Here is an 18,774-nt window from a genome sequence, read left to right as displayed (position 1 = left end):
CGGGCACCTCGACACGGATCACCTCGGCGGCCTCGCTCACCGATCGGCCTATGTAGCAGCCGGCACGGCCGCTGTTGCAGAGGTTCATCTGGAGGACTCAGTAGGACCGTGGATCCGGTGGTGTCGGCCGCCGACGATCCGGCCGGCAACCCGGCGGCGGCGATCAGGCCCACGACGGCCAGGGCTCGGCGCAGACGTAGGTACGAACGATCAGCCATGCACCGACCAAGGAATCCGACCAGGACCGGACCGCAGAAGACGGTACGGGGGACGTCGGCGGCGCTCGGACATCGGACTCCAGGTGGGGGAGGCGACCGTCTTCGCCGGGGTGCCAGCGATCCTACGGCTGACCGTAGCAGGATCCCGCGCAGCCCCGCCTGCTCCCGCTTCGTCGATGGACCTCCCGGGCGCCACCGTGGCATGGGCCAACCGGCTGACTGGTTAACGATTTCCCATTGGGACGGTCGTTGCAGGCTGGCCTGCGGGCCGTGCGGCGGACGCACCGCCAGCACGATTCGACGCTGTCGAAGACCGGCGGATCCCCTTGACCGGCGGGGCCGCTCCGCTGCTCCGTCACCCTTCCCCAGGCCCGAGGGTGCGGGTCGACTACGGCCGGCCGGATGTCGGCGGTGAGAGAGAAAACGTATGCCGATCGACCTTGATTCGGAAATCGATTGCTGGAACAGTGGCGCCATGAAGGTTGCGGCTGTCCTGGGCGTGGACATCGGCACATCCAGCAGCAAGGGCGTGCTCGTCGACGCCGACGGCCGCGTCCTGCGCTCCTGCACCCGGACGCACGAGGTGAGCCGGCCACGGCCGGGCTGGGTCGAGATGGACGCCGACGTCTGGTGGCAGGAGTTCGTCTCACTCAGCCGCGAGCTGCTGGCACCCGGTGACGCCGAGGTCGTCGCGGTCGGGGTGAGCGGCATGGGTCCGTGCGTACTGCTCACCGACGCCGCGGACGTCCCGCTCCGTCCGGCCATCCTGTACGGCGTCGACACCCGCTCGACCGATCAGATCGCCCGGCTCAACGAGCGGTTCGGCGCGGACGAGATCCTGCGTCGGTGCGGCTCGGCCCTTTCCAGTCAGGCGGCCGGCGCGAAGGTGGCCTGGGTCGCCGAGAACGAGCCCGACCTCTACCGGCGCGCCCGTCGGCTCTTCATGCCCAGTTCGTGGCTCGCCGTCAAGCTCACCAACGAGTACGTGCTGGACCACCACTCGGCGAGCCAGTGCACGCCGCTGTACGACACCGACGGCCACGACTGGTACCACCCGTGGGCCGCCGAGATCGCCCCCGGGCTGGTCCTGCCTCCGCTGCGCTGGCCCGGCGACGTGGCCGGCCGGGTGACGGCGGAGGCGGCGGTGGTGACCGGACTGCCGCCGGGCGTTCCCGTGATCACCGGGACCATCGACGCCTGGTCGGAGGCGATCAGCGTGGGCGCTCAGGGCGTCGGCGACCTCATGCTGATGTACGGCACGACGATGTTCCTGGTCCACACGGTCGCGGCCCGGGTCACCGACCCGTCGCTGTGGGGGACCGTCGGCGCCCTGCCCGGGACCCGCAATCTCGCCGGTGGCCTGGCGACGTCCGGAGCGATCACCGCGTGGCTGCGCGAGCTGTTCGGCTCGCCGGACTATCCCGAGCTGCTCCGCCTCGCCGAGGCCTCGGGTCCGGGCGCCCGAGGGCTGCTCATGCTGCCGTACTTCGCCGGCGAACGTACGCCGATCCTGGATCCGCAGGCCCGCGGCATGCTCGCCGGCCTCACCATCTCGCACGACCGCGGTGACCTCTACCGCGCCGCGCTCGAGGCGACCGGCCTCGGCGTACGCCACAACATCGAGACCATCGAGGCGAGCGGCGGTGACATCCGGCGCGTCGTCGCGGTCGGCGGAGGCACCCGGGGCCGGCTCTGGACCCAGATCGTCTCCGACGTCACCGGACGCGCCCAGGTGATCCCCGCCCAGACCATCGGCGCCAGCTACGGCGCGGCCTTCCTGGCCGCGCAGACAGGGTGGACCGTCTCGATCGAAACCTGGAACCCCATCACGGAGGTCTGTGAGCCACGGGCCGAGTTCGCGGCCGACTACGACGAGCTGTACGGGCTGTACCGCGAGCTGTACACGAGTTCCAAGCGGGTCGCCCACGCGCTCGCTGCACGTCAGATCCGTTTCCTGGCCGCCGCTCGGACGGACGCCAGTGAAGAGCAACGCACCGAAGGAGTCGCCCCATGACCAGTTACACGCTGCCCGTGCCCGCCAACCCGCCGACGGCGGCACCTGGCACCGTCCACACGGTTGCCAGCGGCGATCTCCGGCTCAGCGCGAACGTCACCTGCTGGCCCACCCAGCAGCAGCTGGAGGCCGACGTCACCGCGGCGGTCAACGCGCTCGGCTGGAAGGTCGAGCGCGGGCACGGCGTCGATCCGGGCAAGGGACACGGCTTCATCGACAGCCAGCGCGCGGGCATCGAGGTCTTCAAGCGGATCCCCGCCGACGCGCCACTGATCGTGGTCGAGGCCGTCTGGCAGTACAGCCACCACGTCCTGGCCGGACTGCGCAGCCACCGGGGGCCGATCCTCATCGTGGCGAACTGGAGCGGTGAGTTCCCCGGCCTGGTCGGCCTGCTCAACCTCACTGCGAGCCTCACCAAGGCCGGCGTTCCGCACTCGGCGCTGTGGAGCCGGGACTTCACCGACGAGTGGGCGATCGGCGGGCTGCGGACCTGGCTCGAGACCGGCGAGCTGCGCCACGACACCAGCCACGTGCGTGACCTGCCCAGCCTGCCCGACGACCCGGAGGTGTCGCTGGGCCGGTCGCTGGCCGGCCAGCTCGCGACCGAGAAGGCCATCATCGGTGTCTTCGACGAGGGCTGCATGGGGATGTACAACGCGATCTTCGACGACGAGCTGATCAATCCGCTCGGCATCTACAAGGAGCGGCTGTCGCAGAGCGCGCTGGTCGCCGAGATGGCACGCGTCTCCGACGAGGAGGCCCGGGCGGTCCGCCGGTGGCTGGACGACGCCGGGATGACCTTCCACGTGGGCACCGACGAGGCCATCGAGCTGACCGAGGCGCAGCTGCTCAGCCAGTTCAAGATGTACGTCGCTGCCCTGCGCATCTCCGACGACTACGGCCTGGACGCGGTGGGCATCCAGTACCAGCAGGGCCTGAAGGACGTCGTTCCGGCCAGCGACCTCGCCGAGGGCCTCCTGAACAACGTCCAGCGGCCGCCGGTGCTCAGCCGCGACGGGAGCCGTGAGCTGTACCCGGGGGCACCACTGCCGCACTTCAACGAGGTCGACGAGGGGGTGGCGGTCGACTCGCTCGTCACCAACCGGATCTGGACGGCGATGGGTCTCGACCCGGCGACGACCCTGCACGACATCCGGTGGGGCGAGCGGTACGGCGACGACTTCGTCTGGGTCTTCGAGATCTCCGGCTCGGTGCCGGCGTCGCACAACGGTGGCTACGACAGGTCGTACAGCATGCGCCAGCCGCCGATGTTCTTCCCACTGGGCGGGGGCACCCTGAGCGGGGTGTCCAAGCCGGGGGAAATCGTCTGGTCCCGGGTGTTCATCATGGACGGCGAGCTGCACGTGGACCTGGGCCGCGGCACCGTCGTCGAGCTGCCGGCCGAGGAGACCCAGCGCCGGCTGGACGCCACCACCCCGCAGTGGCCGATCATGCACGCCGTTCTGCACGGGGTCGACCGGGACCAGCTGATGGCGCGGCACAAGGCCAACCACGTCAACGTCGCCTACGCGCCGGATGCGGCGACCGCCGACAAGGCGCTGCGGGTGAAGGCGGCCATGTTCGCCGACCTCGGCGTCCGGGTGCATCTGTGCGGTGAGGTCAACCTCTGACGGCTCGCGCCGGTCGATCCCGCCCGGCTGCGGGCGAGTCACCTGAGCGACGGCACCGGCCGCGACCCTGGCGACCGGTGCCGGGGACCGGAGCCGGTGGATTGCGGACGGGGGAGCCTGACGACGCACCGGGGGCAGGCTCCCCGTCGTCCACCTTGGGTGGCCGGGCCACCCGCGGTGGTCACCTCGGGCGGCTGGAGCTCTCGCGTACCTGGAGGCCCGTGCTGAGGGTGACGGTCGACGGCGGTCGCGTCGGGTTAGCGATCCGTTCGGTGAGCAGCACCGCGGCCGCCCGCCCCAGGTCGTACGTCGGCTGGGAGACGGTACTCAGCGATGGTCTGACCAGGTGGGCCCAGGGTATGTCGTCGAACCCGACCACTCCGAACTCGGCCGGCACCTTGACACCGCGGTCGACGAGGCATTCGACGGCGCCGACGGTCATCAGGTTGTTCGTCGCGAAGACGCTGTCGGGCGGGTTGTCGCTGTCGAGCAGCGAGGCCATGGCCCGGTAGCCACCTTCTTCCCGGAAGTCCGCGTACCGCACCAGATTGTCGGTCGCCTCCCGGTTGTGCGACCGCAACGCGCGCTGGTAGCCGCGGAGCCGCTGGGCGGCGGTGGAGATCCGGCGTGGACCGGTGATGCAGGCGACCCGCTGGTAGCCGTTGTCGAGCAGGTGGGTGGTTGCCAGCTCGGCCCCGTGCACGTTGTCGACGAGCACGGTGTCGATGTTGACGCCGCGCAGTTGACGGTCGATGGCCACGACCGGGATGCGCGCCTCGACGAGCCGGTTGATGACGGTCGGTCGGCCCGACGTGGAGATGATGACACCCGCCATCCGTTCGGCCAGGGCAGCGCCGATGTACCGGGACTCCTTCTCCGGATCCTCGTCGCTGTTGCACAGGACCACCGAGTAGCCGGCGCCCTGCGCGACGTCTTCGACCCCGCGCACCATCGAGGTGAAGAAGGGGTTTCCGATGTCGGAGATGATGACCGCCCAGAGGCTGGTCTGACTCAGGCGCAGGTTGCGGGCGACGGCGTTGGGGCGGTAATCGAGGTCCTGCATCGCCTGCTGCACCCGCGCGGCCATCACTGGATCGACGGTGGTCCGCCCGTTCAGCACCCGCGACACCGTGGCGGGCGAGACCTGAGCCTGCCGCGCCACGTCATAGATCGTCGCCATTCGCCTCCATTCGCTCGACTCTCCTGATGGTGTGCTTCGGCATGGTTGTCCAGCGCGCTCCGGTGCCGGAAACCGGCATCCTACGGGTGGGTAGTGATGGAACCGTGACCGGCGTTTCGCGCCGCTGCCCGGCGCGGATGTGGTCGCCGACAGGGCTCGCCGCGGTCAACCGTGGTCGGGGAGCCGCAGGGCAGCACCCCGACCTACCACCGCCTCGGCGTTCAACGTCACGAGAATACGCCCCTTCCGGTACACGCAGTCACGGGCCGGCAGCGCACGGGTGGTGGTCCTGCCCGCGCCGGGAAATCCGGTGGGAACGACGAGTCTGGGCACGGAGAGCCTCCCAGCCGCCGCAACGGCTGCGGCATGCTCATACAAGCGGAGAAATCGTTTGCTCAGTTCTGCTCGAGGACCATAAGAGCGGGCTGGGTCGCTGTCAACAGCGTTGCCGATCGGCGGCGACGGAGGATTGACCGCCGCGTGGAGGCGTGCCTACCCTGTCGCTGTTGCAGCGAGAAATCGATTCCTTGCCACCGCCTCGCAACCCGCCCCACCCACCGACGTGGAAGGCGCTCATGACACCCACCACCCAGGTACCACGCACCTCCGCCCGCCGGCTGCTGCGCGCCGCGTTCACCGCCGCGCTGCTGGCCGGAACCGCCCTGGTCGGCCCAGCCGGGCCGGCATCCGCGGCCCCCACCCCCGCCAACAACGGTCCCACCGGATGGGACGTCTACCGCAGGCTCGACCGGCTCGCCGAACTCCCCGACGGCCCGCGGGCCTACCAGTTCTCCAGCTTCGACCGCAGCGGCGGCAACGACGACGGCTTCTCTGGCCAGTACTCGTGCCTGCGCACCGGCGCCGACGGCTGCGTCCTCGCGGAGGCCACCGGCGCCGGCGAGATCGACTCGATCTGGTTCACCCGCGACGAGGGCAATGTCTCCGCCACCGGCACCATCAAGGTGGTCCTCGACGGTGTGACCGTGCTCGACGCTCCGCTCCAGGACGTGGTGGACGGCAAGCTCGGCGCGCCCTTCGTCTACCCGGTGGTCGCCAACGCGGCGCAGAGCTCCGGCGGCGTCTACATCAAGGCGCCCATGACCTACCGCAGCTCGATGCGGGTGACCACCGAGAAGAACCCGATCTTCTACCACGTCACCTACCGCAAGTTCACCACCGCCGACGGGGTGCGCACCTTCGACCCGTCGGACCGCGCGTTGGACGTCATCGACCAGCTCAAGGCCGCCGGCACCCGTGACCCGAAGCGCCCGGAGGCGGGCGCCACGACCGCCGACCGGGAGTTCAGCGTCCCCGCCAAGGGCGCGGTGACCCTCGCCAGCGGCGTCGGCCCCGGCGCTGTCAACGCACTTCAACTGCGGATGCCGCAACTCGTCGGACCGCCGGCGCCGGTCGCCGACGACGGCCGCGCCTACGGGCCCGGCGGCGGCAGCGAGTTCCGGGTGGCCGTCGACCCGGCCAACACCGGGGTGCGGCTGACCCGCCGGCTGGACCCGCACATCGGGCACCAGCGGGCGCAGATCGTGGTGGACGGCGTACCGGTCGCCGAGTGGCCGGCCAACGACCCGGTACCCTTCGGCACCTGGCTCGACCAGACCGTCGAGCTGCCGGCCAGCGCCACGGGCGGCAAGTCCACGATCACCGTCCGGAACCAGTTCGTCTCGTCGGACGTGGACGTCAACGAGTTCACCTACTGGGTCGACAGCCTGGTCGCCGGCACCGCCAAGCGGACCGACACCCTCGACCTCGGCCCGTCCCACACCGACGCCGAGGCCGCCCACGGCTACCGGATCACCGCGCAGACCTGGCAGGGCAGCAACACCATGAGCTACCCGGCCGACGCAGACCGCAAGGCGGCCGTCGCGGCCTCCGACGCGGTGCTGCGCGACAGCCGGCTGCGCATCACGTTCGACGGCAAGACCACCGTCGACGCGCCACTCGGCGAGTTCTTCGGCACCGGCCTCGGACTACACCCGGTGCGGTCGCTGATGTTCGGCGTCGACCCCGGGACCGCGACGCTGTCGGCCTGGTGGCCGATGCCCTACCGGTCACGGTTCAGCATCGAGCTGCGCAACGGCTCCAACGTGCCGATCACGTCTTCGGTGGCCTCCGTGACCACCGCACCCTCCGCCCGCTGGGCCCCGGCGCTGCGCCCGACCGGCACCATCGGCTACTTCCGGGCCACCGCGGCGAGCGCCGACACCACCCCCGGCGCCGACCACCTCTTCCTCGACGCGGCTGGCCGTGGAAAGTTCGTCGGCGTCACGCACACCATGGAGGGGCACATCCCCGCGGGCAACCAGCGCAACTACCTCGAGGGCGACGAACGGGTCTACGTGGACGGCGCGCAGAGCCCGAGCATCCACGGCACCGGCACCGAGGACTTCTACGAGAGCGGCTGGTACTTCAACCACGGCACGTTCTCGGCGCCCACCAACGGCAACCCAGCCCACGAGGTCAGTGACTACGGCTGCCAGTACGACTGCACGGGCGCGTTCCGACTGATGCTCGCCGAGGCGGTGTCGTTCTCCACCGACCTGCGGTTCGGCATCGAACACGGCCCGGGCGACCAGGATCCAGCCCGGTACGGCTCGACCGCCTACTGGTACGGGCAGGACACCGTCGCGCAGCGCTGGACCGACACCGTCGACGTCGGTGACACCGGCAGCGAGTCGGCGCACGCGTACTCCTCGGGCGGCGAGCGTGCGGTGCTCACCGCGACCTACGAGGGCGACGACGCGGCACCGCGGCCGGTCACCGACGACACCCGCGCCTCCACCACGCCGGTCCGGTTCCGGGTGGCCCTGGACCCGGACAACACCGGCGCGGTGCTGCGCCGGGTGGGGGACCAGTCCGCCGGGTACCAGTCGGTGGCCGTGCAGGTCGACGGGCGCGACGCCGGCACCTGGTCGCAGCCGCTGGCCAACGGTTCGCACCGCTGGCTGGAGGACGAGTTCCGGCTTCCGCCCACGCTCACCAAGGGCAAATCGGCGGCGACGGTCACGCTGACGCCGACCGCCGGCTCCCCGGCCTGGTCCGCGGCCCGGTACGCGGTGCTCAGCGAGGTCACCCCCTTCGTCGACCAGACCCGGCCGACCCAGGTCGCCGGGCTCACCGCCACCAGCGGCACCACCAACGCGGTGGCGCTGACCTGGCAGCCGGCCGGCGACGACGTGTACGCGCCGAGCTACGAGGTGTTCGCCTCCCGCACGGCCGGATTCACGCCCGGGCCGGACAACCGGGTGGGCACCACGACCCGACCCAGCTTCGAGCACAGCGGTCTGGGCCTGCGCGAGACCTGGCACTACCGGGTACGCGCGGTGGACGCCGCGGGCAACGCGGGCGCCTACTCGGCGCCGGCATCGGCCACCACCGGCGCCACGCTGCGGATCGAAGCCGAATCGCTGCTGCCCGCGGTCTCCACCGATGCGCCGGCGGAGGTGCAGGGCGACTGCTGCGGCATCCGCTGGTCGCGTAGCGCGCAGCTGTGGTTCCGACCGGACGCGCCGAACCGGAGCGTGACCGTGGCGTTCGAGGTGCCCACGGCCGGCACCTACCAGCTGAGCCTGGTGCAGACGCTGGCCCGGGACTACGGCACCAACACGGTCGCGATCGACGGCACCCGGATCGGCGAGGCGTTCGACGCGTACCACTCGCCGGACGTGGTCGTCAGCGACCCGCTGGACTACGGCCAGCGGGAGCTGTCGGCGGGCCGGCACACGCTCACCCTCACGGTGACCGGCAAGGCCGCCGCTTCGAGCGGATACCTGGCCGGCCTCGACTACATCGAGGCTCGTCTAACGTCGTGACCCGGTCGGAGTCGGAGGCCCAGCCCAGGGGCCTCCGACTCCGTCCAACCCCCAGATCCCGCAGACGAGCCACGAGGTGCCGTATGACAGATCGGCCGCTGGTCCGGATGACCGGCATCGGCAAGCGGTTCGGCGGCGTGCACGCCTGCCGCGACATCGACCTCACCGTGACCGCCGGCGAGGTGCACGCGCTGCTCGGCGAGAACGGGGCCGGCAAGTCCACACTGATCAACGTGCTCTCCGGGGTGATCACCGAGCACGACGGCACGATCGAGGTGGACGGGGAGCCGGTGAGTTTCGCCGGCCCGGCCGATGCCCAACGCGCTGGTATCGCGACCATCCACCAGGAGCTGGACCTGGTGGCCGGGTTATCCATCGCGGAGAACATGTTCCTCGGGCGCGAGCCGCGCACCCGCTTCGGCACCGTCGACATCCGGAGGATGCGCCGGCAGGCCGAGGCACACCTGCGGACGCTCGGCGCGGACCTGGACCCGCGCCGGCTCGTGGGCTCGCTGCGCGTCGGCGAGCAACAGCTGGTCGAGATCGGCCGAGCCCTGTCGCTGCGCGCGCGAGTCCTGATCATGGACGAACCGACCGCGGCACTGGCCGACGCCGAGGTCGAACGGCTCTTCGCGACGATCGCCGAGCTGCGCCGGGCCGGAGTCGGCATCGTCTACATCTCGCACCGGATGGCGGAGATCGAGCTCATCGCCGACCGGGTGACCGTGCTGCGCAACGGCACTGTCGCCGGCACCGTCGACCCGCGGGTCGCCTCCCGGGACGAGATCATCCAGCTCATGGTCGGCCGGTCGGTCGACGCGCTCTTTGGCGAGGGCCGCAACGAACCCGGGGACGTGCTACTCGACGTACGCGGGCTCGCCGTGACGCCCCGCCGGCCGGTGCCCGGCCGGACCGAGCCGGCCGGCGTCGACCTCACCGTGCGCTCCGGAGAGATCGTCGGCCTCGCCGGGTTGATGGGCGCCGGGCGTACCGAACTGCTGGAGACGTTGTTCGGCGCGGGCGGCTCCGGTCGGCGCACCGGCCAGGTGACGATCGACGACCGGCCGTACCGCCCGGGTGGCCCCCGGGCGGCACTGGCGCGCGGGGTGGCCTTCGTCCCCGAGGACCGGCGCGGCGCGGGGCTGATGCTGGAGCACTCCGTGGCGGACAACGTCGTGCTCTCCGCGCTGTCGTCGCTGACCACGCTCGGGCTGGTGCGCCGCCCGCTGCTGCGCCGGACGGTGGCCGAACAGCTCACCACCCTGGCGGTGAAGGCGGCGTCACCGGCGATCCCCGTGGCGACGCTCTCCGGTGGCAACCAGCAGAAGGTCGTGTTCGCCAAGCAACTGCTGATGCGACCGCGACTACTCCTGCTCGACGAGCCGACCCGGGGAGTGGACATCGGCGCCAAGGCCGAGATCTACCACCTGCTGCACAGGCTCGCCGACACCGGCATGGCGATCCTGCTCGCCTCGTCGGAGCTGCCGGAGCTGCTGAGCCTCTGTGACCGGGTGGTCGTCCTGCACCGTGGTCGCACCGTGGCCGTGCTGCCCCGTGCCTCCGCCACCCAACAAGCCATCCTCGCCGCGGCCAACGGGGACGACGTCAAGGAGCCTCGATGAATTCGCCCAACCCCACCACCGTCGCCGCGTCGCCGCCGGAGACACCACCCCGCCGCCGGGCGATCCGACTGCCGAAGGACCGGCACGCGATCGTCGACAACTTCTTCCGGTTCCAGAGCCTGTTCGGGCTCGTCGCCGTCTTTCTGATCGCGATCGCCGTCTCGCCGTCCCGCAACGGCGAGAACGTGTTCCTCAGCTCCGGAAACCTCGCCAACATCGTCCGGGCGGTCTCGGAGATCGGCATCATCGCGGTCGGGATGACGTTCGTGATCCTGATCGGCGGCATCGACCTCTCCGTCGGGGCGGTGCTCGGGCTCGCCGCGGTCGGGTCGGCCACGTTGATGGTCGACAGCGGCCTGGGGATCGTGCCGACGGTCCTGATCGTGCTCTTCATCGGCACCGCGTTCGGGGCCACCCAGGGGGCGATCGTCGCCCGGCTCGGGATCCAGTCCTTCATCGTCACCCTGGCCGGCCTGCAAGCGGCTCGGGGCATCGCCCGGATGTGGTCCGGCGGCCTGGGCATCCCGATCGCCTACGGCGAGGGGCCGCAGGAGGCTCCCGAGGCGTTCTCGCTGCTGAGCGGCTCCATTAACGGGGTGCTGCCGGTACCGGCCCTGATCTTCCTCGCCATCGGCGTCGGCGCGCTCCTGGTGCTGCGCAGCACCGCCTTCGCGCGGCACGTCTACGCGATCGGCGGCAACGAGAAGGCGGCCCGGCTCTCCGGCGTGCCGGTCCGCAGGGTCCGGGTCACCGTCTTCGCGATCTCCGGCCTGCTCGCCGCACTGGCCGGGATCATCCACGCCGGTCAGCTCAACCAGGGCAGCCCGAACGACGGCGCCGGCTACGAATTGGACGCGATCGCGGCCGTGGTCATCGGCGGGACGAGTCTCGCCGGTGGCAGTGGATCCATGGGCGGCACGATCGCCGGCGCCCTGCTGCTCGGGATCCTGAACAACATCCTGGCCCTCAACAACATCGACGCGAACGTGCAGCTGGTCGTCAAGGGCCTGGTCATCGTGGCTGCCGCCGCATTGCAGAGGCTCCGTCCCCGCATCGCCTGACCCACCACCACCTTGGAGGAATCATGCGCTACACCCGAAGAGCCATCACCATCCTCGCGCTGACCGTGCTTACCGCCACCGCGGGGTGCAGCGTCGAGAAGGACGGCGGCGACAGCGGCACCGACGCCTCGGCCAACTGTGGCAGCGGCAAGGAGTTCCTGATCGGTATGTCGCAGGCCAACAACGCCGAGCCGTACCGGCAGGTCATGAACGATGACGTGACCACCGCCGCGAAGGCCGTGCCCGGTTTCCAGGTCGTCGTCTCGGACGCGGCGCAGGACAACAGCAAGCAGGTCGCCGACGTGGAGAACTTCCTCTCCCAGGGGATCAACCTGCTGATCATTTCGCCCAACGAGGCGAAGCCGCTCACCGGCGTGGTGAAGAAGGCGTACGACCAGGGCATCCCGGTCATCGTGCTCGACCGCAAGGTCGAGGGTGACGCGTACACCGCGTTCATCGGCGGCGACAACGTGGCGATCGGCAAGGCGGCGGGCGAGTACTACGCCAAGACGCTGCTGCCGCAGGGCGGCAAGGTCGTCGAGATCTCCGGGCTGCCCGGCTCCACCCCGGCCGCCGAGCGCGCCCAGGGCTTCCGAGAGGGCATCGCGAGCAACCCGAAGATCGAGATCGTTGCTACCCAGACCGCTGAGTGGCTGCGGGAGAAGGGGCAGAGCGTGATGGACGCGATGCTCAAGGCCCAGCCGGACATCGACGCCGTGTACGCGCACAACGACCCGATGGCCGAGGGTGCCTACCTCGCGGCGAAGGCCGCCGGCAAGGAGACGGCGATCAAGTTCACCGGGATCGACGCTCTGCCCGTCGCGTCCGGCGGCATCAAGGCGGTCGAGCAGGGTCGCCTGCAGGCGACGTTCCAGTACGCGACCGGCGGACGCGAGGCGATCGACCTGGCCAAGAAGATCCTGGTCGACTGCACGAAGGACGTGCCGAAGTCGACCACCCTCGGCACCATGCAGATCACCAAGGAGAACGCCGCGCAGGCCTACACCGAGCTCGGCGGCAAGCAGTAACAGTTCCTCAGGTGCGGGCCCGCCGCGCAGGCTGGCGGGCCCCATCACCGAACGACCGGGAGACCGCCACCGAAACCCGCTCGAGCCCTGGAGGAATGCGATGCCCCGCCTACCGTCCCGCGTTGGCCGGCTGTCCACGCTGTTCGCGGTCGCACTGAGCCTGATCGTGACACCGGTCGCGGCTCGGGCGGCCGACCCGCCCGCGATCGACAACCAGCCGTACGAGAACCGGTCGACCGTGGTCGGCGCCGGTGACTTCGTGCACGTCTACGACCCGAGCGTCGGCGAGAACGAGCGCTGGTACTACAACGACCACACGATGGTGCGCGACCGACTTACCGGCGAGTGGCACATCTTCGCGATCACCCACGCCGAGCCCGCCAACCCGCTCGACGAGCGGTTCTTCGGCCACGCCACGGCGCCGTCTCCGGGCGGACCCTGGACGAAGCAGCCGTTCGCGCTGGAGGCCGACCCCGCCGCGGGCGAGAGCCACATCTGGGCGCCGTACGTCCTGTTCCACGGTGGCACGTACTACATGTACTACGCGGGTGGCACCGCGGACCACACCGCCTACCGGATGCAGCTGGCCACGTCGAAGGATCTGAAGACCTGGACCCGGCACCCGGCGAACCCGCTGTTCGCCGACGGCTTCGACGGCCGGGACCCGATGGTCACCCGGGTCGGCAACCAGTGGGTGATGTACTACACCGCCAACAGCACACCGGCGGGTGGCCACCACATCGTCGCCTACCGCACCAGCACCGACCTGGTGCACTGGGGCTCGCGGCGGACGGCCTTCGAACACCCGGCCACCGGCACCTTCGGCGGACCGACCGAGTCGCCGTTCGTGGTGCGTCACGACGGCTCGTGGTATCTCTTCGTGTGCTGTGAGAGCGGATACCAGGACACCCGCGTGTACCGCAGCGCCGACCCCTTCCACTTCACCGTCGACCAGTTGGCGGGGCAGATCGACGCGCACGCAGCCGAGGTGGTCAAGGACGACTCCGGCACGGGCGACTGGTACGTCACCGGTGCCGGCTGGGGCCAGGGCGGACTCTGGCTGGCACCGCTGCATTGGCGTACGCCGGTGGTGACGAAGGGCCGCGTCGTCACCACTCCCTACTACCGTGCCGTCGTGCAGACAGCACCTCAGGCGCGGCTGGTCTCCTATGACGCCGATCCCGCCGGACGTGGCGAGTATCGACCCGTCACGGACTCGTCGTCCCGCTCCACGGCGCCCTACCTCGCGGTCGGAGCCTTCGGGCCGACAGACGTGGCGGGCGCCGCCAGGGACGTGACGGTCTCCGCCGACGGCACCGACCTGAGCCTCACCGGCATCCCCCTCGGAAACGAGCCGGTGACCGCCGACTGGCGGTTCCGGTTCGATACGGCCACCACGGACCTCAGCTTCGTCTGGCACGTGGCCGGCCCGACCACCGCGCCGGTCTGGGAAGCCGCCTGGAGTCTGGACTCGGCCCTGCCGCAGCTCGGCGACCCCGGCCAGCAGGACAGGGACGGCGACGCCGCGGGTTTCACCCCTTGGACCCTCGCCACCGACGACACGACCACGCTGGTGGCCGCCTACCGAGCCGACTCGGCCTGGAACGAGGACAACCGGTGGTTCCACCGCCCCAGCGGAACCATCGCATGGCAACCGCTGTGGCAGCCCGGCGGACGGTCGTTGCCCCTCGGTGACCTTCCCGGGGGAACCTGGCGGCTCGGGGTGAGCGGGACCGCAGCGGACACGTCATTTGCCGAGGCGCTGGCGGCAGGCCTCAACGGCTCGAGGTAGCGGCCCGGTTGTCCTGCCGCTGTTTGACGGCGGACTCACGGACCAGGCTGGGGCGCGAGGACGAACACCCTCGCGCCCCAGCCCGTCGGCCTGGCGGAGGGCCCACTCACAGCAGGAGCCGTAGCAGGACGACCTTGACGTGCTCGTACCTGATCACATCCGTTCCGGGGTCCGAATGCCGAGCAGGTAGAGGCCCTGCCGGAGCACCCGGGCGGTCACGTCAGAGAGCACCAGCCGGCTCTCCCGGACCGGGCCGTCGGCCCGCAGCACCGGGCACCGCTCGTAGAACGCGCTGAACGCGGCGGCCAGCCGGTACAGGTATCCGGTCAGGTGGTGGAACTCCAGATTCTCCGCCACCTCGTCGACCACTCTGCCGAAGCCGATCAGCTCGAAGGCGAGTGCCCGCTCGGCCGACTCGGCCAGCAAGATCCCCGCCTCCGGCCGGGCCGCCACGCCGGCCCGCCGGAAGATTGACCGGACCCGGGAGTACGCGTACTGGAGGTAGGGCGCGGTGTTGCCGTCCAGCGAGAGGATCCGCTCCCAGTCGAGCACGTAGTCCTTGTGACGGTCGCTGGACAGGTCGGCGTACTTGAGCGCGCCGATGCCGACCGCCCGGCCCACCTCGGCCGCCTCCGCCTCGCCCAACTCCGGGTTCCGTTCCCGGGCCAGCGCGGTGGCCCGGGCGATCGCCTCCTCCAGCAGCCCAACCAGCTTCACCGAACCGCCGGCCCGGCTGCGCAGCATCCGCCCGTCCGGGCCGAGGATCGAGCCGAACCCGACGTGCTCGGCCCGGGCCGGCGGGACCAGCCAGCCGGCCTGCGCGGCGGCGGCGTACACCATCTCGAAGTGCCGCCGCTGCGGTAGTCCGACCACGTAGAGCAGCCGGGTCGCGCCCAGCGTGCCGGTCCGCTGCCGGATCGCCGCCAGGTCGGTTGCCGGGTAGCCGTACCCGCCATCGGACTTGCGCACGATCAGCGGTAGCGGCTTGCCGTCGCGGCCCATCGAGCCAGGCGGGAATACGCAGGCCGCGCCGTCGCTCTCCCGCAGCAACCCAAGCCGGTCCAAATCCTCGACCACCGGGGCGAGCAGGTCGTTGTAACTGCTCTCGCCGTGGAAGTCACGCTCGGTCAGGGTCACGTCGAGCAGGTCGTACACGGTCAGGAAGTAGCGCTCGGACTGCTCCACCAGCAGCCGCCACAGCCGCAGCGTCGCCGGATCGCCGCCCTGCAAGGCCACCACCCGCAGCCGGGACCGCTCGCGGAACGCCTCGTCGGCGTCGAACTTGACCCGGGCCGCCTTGTAGAACGAGTCCAGGTCACCCATGGACAGCTCCTGCGCCGCCTCGGCCTCACCCAGGTCGGCCAGGTGCTCGATCAGCATGCCGAAGGGCGTACCCCAGTCGCCCAGGTGGTTGGCCCGCAGCACCCGGTGCCCCAACCACTCCAGCAGCCGGGCCGCCGCGTCACCGATCACCGTTGAACGAAGGTGCCCGACGTGCATCTCCTTCGCCACGTTCGGTGCCGAGTAGTCGACCACCACGGTCTCCGGCGCGGCGGCCAACGGCACTCCCAGCCGAGGGTCGGTAGCCAGCGCGGAGACCAGCCCGGCCAAGGCGTCGTCGGCGACGGTCAGGTTGAGGAATCCCGGCCCGGAGAGCTCCGCCGCGCTGCACAGGTCGGCCAGCTCGGCCAGCTGCAGCACCTCGGTGGCGATGGCGCGCGGCGGCCGGCCGAGCCGCCGGGCCAGTGCCAGCGCCGCGTCGGATTGGAAGTCCGCGCGCTGGGAGCGGCGCACGACCGGTTCCACCGGCTCGCCGGCCACCGTCGCGAACGCCGGCGCCAGCCGGTCGGTCAGCAGTTTCTCCAGATCCATGGGTACGCCGATCTCGCTCGGATCCGCCGTTCGCGGATCACCGGATGAGGATGCGGCGGATTGAGGACGATCGGCGATGACCGGCGGCTCGATCCGCCGGTCGCAGAGAAAATGGCTCAGCGCAGGCGATCGTTGGATCGCAGGCGTCGCAGCGCGCCGAACAGGACGTCAGGGGACGTCATCGGGAACGCGTGCGGGCTGGTCATGCCCGGCAGCCTAACCAGCCGGCCTGGGGGCCGCGCAACGCCATTTCCCAGGCCGGCCGGTGCCCGTCTCAGGCCGTGAGCGTGGATCGCCACGCGGTGACCAGCTTCATCACATCGGGGTGTCGATCTCCGGGTGCTGGCCGGGTGGCGTGGGTCGCGAGCCGCCTCTGGGTCGGGGAGCCTCGCCAGCCGTCTACAGAGTCGAGCAGGTGCCAGATGGCTCGGCCGAGGGCGTATACCGTGGTCCGCTGATCGATGACGGCACCACGGACGAACTCTTCCGGGGCCATGTAGCGGCGGGATCCGGGCAGGCGGTCGGCATCGAGGATGAAGGGGCCGGGCCGATACTCGTCCAGGTCGATCAGCCACATCTGCCGACTGTCGAAGTCGTAGAGGAAGCAGCCGTCATACAAGTCGACTGCGACGTGGCCGGTCGCCGTGATGGCCACGTGCGCGTCGAGGATCGTGGTGACGGCCGCCTCGACGTCGGCAAGGGGTAACTGTTGGAACCGGGTGAGTGCGGCCCGGTCGGAGCCGTGCCTGGTGGCGTGGTTGAGAACCGTGCCGTCGTGCCATGGGTAGACCAGCACCGGCCCGTCCGGGCCATTGAGAACCTGCTCGGGGCGGATGATCGCCGGGTGCTGGACCGCGGTGTGAAACTGGGCAGCCCGGATAAGTGAGAGTCGCGCCTGCACCGTGGTGGCCTTCTTGATGAACCAGCGGCGCCCGGCATCCTCGACGCCGTAGGACAGGCATCCCGAGTCCTGGTCGCTGAAGACCGTGAACGCGGACGCGAGCGGCAGGTCAGACATGCTGGCGAACCTACGCTCGCACGTGGCCGTCACGTTCTTCGATCGTCAGCCACGTGGTTCCGTCAAAGCATCGACGCCAGCGCACGCGCCCACAACATCGACCCCGACACCGCCACCTGGCAGTAGAGCGCGCGTCTGGAAACCTGCACTCGGTCCCCTGATCGTGTCGGGGGCGGTGAAGGGGAAGGCGTTCATCCGAGTCCAGCGGTTGCGCCAGCCGGTGCTGTCGTTGACCACGCGGTCGAGCAGCCGACGGCCACGGATGGTGCTGCTTCTCAAGGCTGGGACAGCGTGGCGGGTGCCGCTACCGAGCTGATGTCGCGGACGGTGAAGGGAGAGGGCCTGAATCCCTTGACGATGAGGTAGACGGCGAGGCTGACTTCCCACGCGAACACGGGAAGCGCGGCGATCGCGTGGTCGACCGGACTGTAGAGCCCGAACAACACAGCAACCGCGGAGGTGGTGACGAGCGGTCCTCCGATGAGGCCCAGCACGGCGATGATCCGTGGCACCGTCTGGGACCGGTACACCAGGTAGGCCAACAGCAGGGTGTTCATGCCCAGAATGAAGCTGGGACCGAGCAGGAACGTCCAGTCGTGGATCGCCACGAGCGACTGCCCGACCGCCGCGAGCGAGCCGTCGTCAGTGCTCGGGCCCGCACCGTTCTGGCGCAACGTCACGATCGACAGGACGCTGACCATGCCGACGGTGATGACAGCCGCTTCGAGGAGGAGCTGTCGGGTGACGTCACCCCGAGGGATCACGAGGCGTGACCGATGCTGATGCGGTGCTGAGGATCGCGGATCTGCGCCGAGCATGCTCGATGCTGTTGGACGCCGCGGAGAGCCGATTCGGTCCTCAGATCCAGCTCTCACAGCTCGGCGTCGACCACTACTGGAACGTTGATCTTCGTGCGGCATTCGGGATGGTTCAGCGGCCGGAGCTGGAGATCGACTGCGGGCAGAGCAGCGACGATCTCGCAGAGCTGGCCAGCTTCCTGCAGCGAGATGCGGAGGGCGTCGTATCGCTGTGGCACGACATCCCGCACGTGAGCGGGCTCCTGCGGCTGCTGGCGTACCTCGACCTGCCTGACACAGGCGAGGTTCGCGGCAACTGGTGCTGTGACCGCATCGGTGACTCGGTTGGGTCTGAGTACCCTCGGCGGGTGGTAGATCGTGAACAGTTCGTGAGATATCGGCAGGACCGGGCCGTGCTGGCGGCGATCGGGGCTCATCTTGATCCTCAGATCGGTCGGGTCGGCGTGCGGTTGCCTCGGTCTGTGGCTGAGTCGGCGGTCGCTGCCTGGGATCGCGAGGAACCAGGCGGAGTCGGCGAGGAGAGTCGCGAAGAGTACGACCTGCGTGACGACGCCGCTGAGCTGGCTCTGATCGGCCTGGCGATCACCTCGCGCGGTGTCTGGGACGGCGAGGAGGTCGTCGTCGACCTGGATGTCGTCCAGATCGCGGCGGCGTTGCGCGCCGCGCGATAGGTCACGCCGCAGCAGGCGTCGG

General features: G+C 70.2%; 12 protein-coding genes. 8 read left to right on the top strand and 4 right to left on the bottom strand.

Annotated features, from left to right (window positions below):
* The first annotated feature begins 693 nt into the window (after nucleotides 1-693).
* Together BUS84_RS12830 and BUS84_RS12825 are read left to right on the top strand one after the other, a co-directional pair.
* A complete protein-coding gene (locus BUS84_RS12830; protein ID WP_074311644.1) occupies nucleotides 694-2,232 on the top strand; it encodes an FGGY-family carbohydrate kinase in 1,539 nt (512 codons plus the stop codon).
* Nucleotides 2,229-3,863, top strand: a complete 1,635-nt coding sequence (locus BUS84_RS12825) for a fucose isomerase (protein ID WP_074311642.1) — start codon at nucleotides 2,229-2,231, stop codon at nucleotides 3,861-3,863. Before BUS84_RS12830 ends, BUS84_RS12825 begins: the two co-directional genes overlap by 4 nt.
* 181 nt (nucleotides 3,864-4,044) lie before the next feature.
* Here BUS84_RS12825 and BUS84_RS12820 read toward each other — a convergent pair whose 3' ends face one another.
* Nucleotides 4,045-5,043 (bottom strand): LacI family DNA-binding transcriptional regulator, encoded by a 999-nt coding sequence (locus tag BUS84_RS12820; RefSeq protein ID WP_074311640.1) that lies wholly within the window; start codon nucleotides 5,041-5,043, stop codon nucleotides 4,045-4,047.
* Nucleotides 5,044-5,618: 575 nt separating this feature from the next.
* Here BUS84_RS12820 and BUS84_RS12815 point away from each other — a divergent pair.
* The 5 genes from BUS84_RS12815 to BUS84_RS12795 all read left to right on the top strand — a co-directional run bounded on the left by BUS84_RS12815 (nucleotide 5,619) and on the right by BUS84_RS12795 (nucleotide 14,373).
* Nucleotides 5,619-8,870 (top strand): DUF2961 domain-containing protein, encoded by a 3,252-nt coding sequence (locus BUS84_RS12815; protein ID WP_074311638.1) that lies wholly within the window; start codon nucleotides 5,619-5,621, stop codon nucleotides 8,868-8,870.
* Nucleotides 8,871-8,953: 83 nt separating this feature from the next.
* Entirely contained in the window at nucleotides 8,954-10,492 is a 1,539-nt protein-coding gene (locus BUS84_RS12810; RefSeq protein ID WP_074311636.1) for a sugar ABC transporter ATP-binding protein, read from the top strand.
* Nucleotides 10,489-11,553, top strand: a complete 1,065-nt coding sequence (locus BUS84_RS12805; RefSeq protein ID WP_084757374.1) for an ABC transporter permease — start codon at nucleotides 10,489-10,491, stop codon at nucleotides 11,551-11,553. Before BUS84_RS12810 ends, BUS84_RS12805 begins: the two co-directional genes overlap by 4 nt.
* Before the next feature lie 23 nt (nucleotides 11,554-11,576).
* The gene (locus BUS84_RS12800) at nucleotides 11,577-12,581 is read left to right on the top strand and encodes a substrate-binding domain-containing protein (RefSeq protein ID WP_074311634.1); all 1,005 of its coding nucleotides are present in this window, start codon (nucleotides 11,577-11,579) and stop codon (nucleotides 12,579-12,581) included.
* Nucleotides 12,582-12,681: 100 nt separating this feature from the next.
* Complete coding sequence (locus tag BUS84_RS12795) at nucleotides 12,682-14,373, top strand: family 43 glycosylhydrolase (protein ID WP_074311632.1); 1,692 nt, start codon at nucleotides 12,682-12,684, stop codon at nucleotides 14,371-14,373.
* Nucleotides 14,374-14,526: 153 nt separating this feature from the next.
* Here BUS84_RS12795 and argS read toward each other — a convergent pair whose 3' ends face one another.
* From argS to BUS84_RS12780, 3 genes are all read right to left on the bottom strand, one after another.
* Entirely contained in the window at nucleotides 14,527-16,245 is a 1,719-nt protein-coding gene (argS, locus tag BUS84_RS12790; protein ID WP_074311630.1) for an arginine--tRNA ligase, read from the bottom strand.
* Nucleotides 16,246-16,519: 274 nt separating this feature from the next.
* Nucleotides 16,520-17,263: a protein kinase family protein gene (locus tag BUS84_RS12785; RefSeq protein ID WP_074312581.1), complete on the bottom strand. Its 744-nt coding sequence runs from the start codon at nucleotides 17,261-17,263 to the stop codon at nucleotides 16,520-16,522.
* A gap of 275 nt (nucleotides 17,264-17,538) precedes the next feature.
* A complete protein-coding gene (locus BUS84_RS12780) occupies nucleotides 17,539-18,081 on the bottom strand; it encodes a DUF4386 domain-containing protein (RefSeq protein ID WP_084757373.1) in 543 nt (180 codons plus the stop codon).
* On the opposite strand from BUS84_RS12780, the gene BUS84_RS39870 reads away from it, so the two are divergent.
* Complete coding sequence (locus tag BUS84_RS39870; protein WP_244298505.1) at nucleotides 18,033-18,752, top strand: hypothetical protein; 720 nt, start codon at nucleotides 18,033-18,035, stop codon at nucleotides 18,750-18,752. The genes BUS84_RS12780 and BUS84_RS39870 overlap by 49 nt on opposite strands.
* Nucleotides 18,753-18,774: the final 22 nt, after the last annotated feature.

It is taken from the genome of Micromonospora cremea, assembly GCF_900143515.1.
Classification (GTDB): domain Bacteria; phylum Actinomycetota; class Actinomycetes; order Mycobacteriales; family Micromonosporaceae; genus Micromonospora; species Micromonospora cremea.
The sequence above is the reverse complement of the archived record's forward strand: the minus strand, read 5'-3'. Positions and strand labels throughout refer to the sequence as shown.